Source organism: Effusibacillus pohliae DSM 22757 (assembly GCF_000376225.1).
In the GTDB taxonomy this organism is placed as follows: Bacteria; Bacillota; Bacilli; order Tumebacillales; family Effusibacillaceae; genus Effusibacillus; species Effusibacillus pohliae.
Genome location: NZ_AQXL01000045.1, coordinates 1 through 3555, shown reverse-complemented (window position 1 = coordinate 3555; position 3555 = coordinate 1). Strand labels below are relative to the sequence as shown.

Genomic DNA, 3555 nt, shown 5'->3' with positions numbered 1-3555 from the left:
TCACGTTGCGAACTATCTGCTTTGTGAGGATTATCGGTCAAGGTGGGGGAATTTTCAATGAGCGGTGTGGCGTATTTTTAAGTTACCGTATACATGCATCCGAGATTTCCGCTTTGACGGTTCATGACATCAATCTCGCAGAAGCGGTTCTCTACGTCCGTGACGGAAAGGGCCAAAAGGATCGGGTTGTTCCTTTGGCAAGCAGTCTTTGCACGTTGCTGGATGAATACCTCACCAGTGTGCGTCCAAAACTTGTGAAGGATCACAAGTGCGACCAGTTATTCGTGTCACAACGCCACCATCCTTTATGGGAAAGTGCCATCCGGGATTTAGCGATGCTATATGCCAAAAAAGCAGGCCTCACCTACCGGCAAGTGTCCCCGCATATTTTCCGTTATACATTTGCCACTCTCTTGGCACGAAAATCAAAAGCGGATATCACGGTCATCAAGGAGCTGCTCGGTCACTCCAACATTCAGACGACGGCACGGTATGTGGGGGTTGTGGAGGAGGATAAGAGGAGGGCGGTGGAGGGGTTGGAGATGTAAAATGAGCCAGGATAGCAGCTTTGGTCCTTTTGGCTCGAATCGAAAGTTAGTTGCTACAAACTCTTATATTGGTGATGGGCGGTGACAGACACCTTAAACAAAAAGAAAAGCCCCGCAGAGATTTCTCTCTGCAGAGCTTTTCGACAAAATTCGAATGGTGAAAGGCACCAGACCTTAAATTATTGGATTGTAATGTCTTGAGTTGCTGTTACTGCGCCTTGAGTATAGGTTACTGTCCAAACATCACCCGAGGTTGCACCGTTTGTTGTCAGAGCACCCGTAGTAGGGTCAATATTTACACCACTACCAGTTCCGCTTTTACGTACTACAGAGAAGCTACCACCGGACGGAGTTACAGTATTGCCATAACTATCCTTTCCACTCAGTGTCGGAGCAGAAAGCGAGCCAGTTGCAGCAACAGTAGTTGCAGAGTAAGTAACCGTTGCACTATTCAATGCACCAGCTACTGGAGTTACTGCAACAGCGGGGCTTGTGTAACCAGCAACAGATACAGTCAAGTTTTGAGTAGTAGCACTGTAGAGTTGAACAGGAACTGTAGCTGTACCGTTAGTAAACGTTGCAGTAGTTGCTAATACTGGTGCAGTTCCGTTCGGAGAGTTAACAGCACCACTAATTGTAATTGGCAGTGTTCCATTGAAGGTATTAGCTCCATTCAACGTTACAGTCAGATTGTCAACTGCTCCCACGTTCGGACCAGTACTTGCTGGAGAAACGGTTACACCAGTCGCATTATTCGGAGTAGTTGCAGTCAAGCCGCTTGTGTAAGTGCCAGCAGTATGGTTCACATAGTATACAGTTGTCGAGCTTTGACCAACCGGAATTGATACGTAGGTAATTCGAGCACCGTTAGGAGTAGCACGGAACTCACCTCCGTTGGTATCCCCCAAAGCAAATACTGCACTGGTTGCACCGTGTGCCTCTGTAGCAGTTACAGGTACAGGGTTATTACCCATATCAACGTTATAGATGGTTACCGCAACCGGAGTATCAGCAGCAACAGTCAATGGGTTATTTGCACCAATTACTGCGCCATTCACACCGACTGCACCGTTGTTAACAGGACCCTGTACAACAGTAAGAGATACAGTTAATGCAGGAACAGACGGGTTGGTCAGATCTGTTACAGTAATTGTTGCAGTACCTGCTTGCATAGCTTGTAATTGCGGCAGAACAGCAGCACCAGAAGAAGCCGTTACGGTCTTCGAGTCAGTCTTTCCAGGGTCGTAGCTGTTGAATCCAATTACTGCCGGGTTCGAAGTTACAACCTTGAGCTGATCGTTGGCACCGGCCTGTGCACCAATTGCGTTGTTGAGTGCAACAGGTACATTATTTAAGTTGTTACCAGCGGTAATTTGGTTGTTAGCCGGCCAGCTATAAGCTGTAAAGGTAGAACCAGCCCAAGATCCGAATTTCAGAGCCGTTACATAGTTAGCAGCAGCTACGACAGAGTCAATAGGACCTGGTGCTGCAGGTTGAGTTCCACCTTGCAGGTTAGCATAAAGTTGGAAGGACTGACCTGCAGTTGCACTACTCGGAACCTGAACTGTTACAGTAGCAACACCGTTTGCATCGGTTGTAGCAACATAACCATTAGCAGATCCAGTCAAAGACGATCCGTTGGGCAGTGTTGCATTTACAGTGTTGCTGTTGAAGTAGAATACTACATTCTGCCCGGCAGCTTTAACATTATTACCAGCAGCGTCTTGAAGCTGTGCAGTGAATGTTACGGATTGCCCAGCTTGAACTGTTTGGTTAACAGTAGAACCAAACGCTACTTTAGCAGGTGCACCTACCGCATAGGTATATGTGGCTGTTGCCGTAAAGTTAAGAACGGTGTCCTTCACTGTAATCGTTGGATTAGCGACACCTACAGTCGTATTTTCAACTGCAAATTTCGCTTGACCGTTGTTGAGATTAGTCGGAAGTGGAACGGAACCGGAAGGCTGCCCGTTAGCATCTACTCCGAAGTATTGAAGCGTTCCACCAACGTTGGAATTCGATGTGTTGTCGGAAATAGTAATTGCATCACCAGCATTGGTGCCAGTAGTGATCAAGTTACCGTTAGCGTCAACCAATTGTACGGTGTAAACCGTGTACGATACACCCGAAGAAGTGGTACCGTTGGTCGAAGTGACCTTCAAGTTCGCAGGTGCTGTAGTTACATAGGTCGGAATATTTAGAGTTCCGGAATTTAACCCTTGTGCCGAAGCTGTTACTACGATGGTCCCAGCAACACCTTGAGTAGCATAAACCGGAATAGAACCAGTAGAACCATTACCAGCATTAGTGTAAACAGTTAAGGTCTTCACATCACTGGAGCTGGAGAAAGAACCAGGCCCGGTGATCGTTAATGTTACGTATTGTGCAGATGCAAAGTTTGTTCCGGTGCTATCTTGCACTTGAGCGGTTACGTTAACAACGTTGCCTGAAGTAGGACCGTTAACACTTACGCTCGGTATATCCGAAGTAACTTTCAAGCTCGTAGCAGCAGGAGCTACAGTGCTGATTGCAATTGTCGGATAGTTTACGTTGCTTGCAATCGGCGACTGATTGGTAGATACCAAACCATTCAACGAAACGGTATCAGTAAGACCAGCTGCAGAGCTTGCCACAACAGCGAAGGTAGCAACGCCGTTGGTTACTTTTACGTTGAACAGAGCGGGTACACCAGAACTATAGTCGGTTGTTGAAGATCCAACCAGTTTAACAGCACCATTAGTGGTAACAGCAACGTTAACAGTACCGTTGAAGTTCGAAACTACGTTACCGTTTGCATCAACAACAGTTGCAGTAATTACATCTTGAGATTTACCGTTAGCTACAACGTTATTACTAGCAGCAGACAATTTCAGTCCAGCCGCCTGCCCATAAACCGTCACCGTCGTAGTCAACGTCTTGCCATCCGCTACAGCGGTGATGGTTGCGGAACCAGGAGCGGTACCTACGAAGTTCCCGTTTTGGTCGATTACACCGTTACCGGATACCG

The 3555-nt window shown here is 47.1% G+C and carries 2 protein-coding genes; one reads left to right on the top strand and one right to left on the bottom strand.

What is annotated here, in order from left to right; translation table 11 throughout:
* The coding region (locus C230_RS18930; protein ID WP_018130165.1) for a tyrosine-type recombinase/integrase at positions 1–548 on the top strand (548 nt) is incomplete at its 5' end.
* Between the two features lie 179 nt (positions 549–727).
* Here the strand turns inward: C230_RS18930 and C230_RS22185 are convergent.
* On the bottom strand, positions 728–3460 hold the full coding sequence (locus C230_RS22185) for a beta strand repeat-containing protein (protein WP_156807290.1): 2733 nt from the start codon (positions 3458–3460) through the stop codon (positions 728–730).
* Positions 3461–3555 lie beyond the last annotated feature (95 nt).